General features: G+C 56.1%; 1 rRNA gene. It reads right to left on the bottom strand.

The window, feature by feature from the left end:
• Positions 1–1,069, bottom strand: a 23S ribosomal RNA gene (locus ACIPC1_RS40305); the annotation flags it as partial.

The raw sequence follows: 1,069 nt of genomic DNA, 5'->3' as shown, positions 1-1,069 counted from the left end.
CTTCTCCCGAAGTTACGGGGGCATTTTGCCGAGTTCCTTAACCATAGTTCACCCGAACGCCTCGGTATTCTCTACCTGACCACCTGAGTCGGTTTAGGGTACGGGCCGCCATAAAACTCGCTAGAGGCTTTTCTCGACAGCATAGGATCATCCACTTCACCACAATCGGCTCGGCATCAGGTCTCAGCCTTGATGTGCGACGGATTTACCTATCACACGGCCTACACCCTTACCCCGGGACAACCACCGCCCGGGATGGACTACCTTCCTGCGTCACCCCATCACTCACCTACTACCAGCTCGGATCACCGGCTCCACCACTTTCCATTCCCCGAAGGGTCCGGAACGGCTTCACGGGCTTAGCATCACTGGATTCAATGTTTGACGCTTTACAGCGGGTACCGGAATATCAACCGGTTATCCATCGACTACGCCTGTCGGCCTCGCCTTAGGTCCCGACTTACCCTGGGCAGATCAGCTTGACCCAGGAACCCTTAGTCAATCGGCGCACACGTTTCTCACGTGTGTATCGCTACTCATGCCTGCATTCTCACTCGTGAACCGTCCACCACTAGCTTCCGCTGCGGCTTCACCCGGCACACGACGCTCCCCTACCCATCCCAGCAGGCGTTGGCCCTATATGCTGAAATGACACGACTTCGGCGGTACGCTTGAGCCCCGCTACATTGTCGGCGCGGAATCACTAGACCAGTGAGCTATTACGCACTCTTTCAAGGGTGGCTGCTTCTAAGCCAACCTCCTGGTTGTCTGTGCGACTCCACATCCTTTCCCACTTAGCGTACGCTTAGGGGCCTTAGTCGATGCTCTGGGCTGTTTCCCTCTCGACCATGGAGCTTATCCCCCACAGTCTCACTGCCGCGCTCTCACTTACCGGCATTCGGAGTTTGGCTAAGGTCAGTAACCCGGTAGGGCCCATCGCCTATCCAGTGCTCTACCTCCGGCAAGAAACACACGACGCTGCACCTAAATGCATTTCGGGGAGAACCAGCTATCACGGAGTTTGATTGGCCTTTCACCCCTAACCACAGGTCATCCCCCAGGTTTTCAA

Origin of the sequence: Streptomyces sp. NPDC087263 (assembly GCF_044744645.1) — a bacterium.
GTDB lineage: Bacteria > Actinomycetota > Actinomycetes > Streptomycetales > Streptomycetaceae > Streptomyces.
The sequence above is the reverse complement of the archived record's forward strand: the minus strand, read 5'-3'. Positions and strand labels throughout refer to the sequence as shown.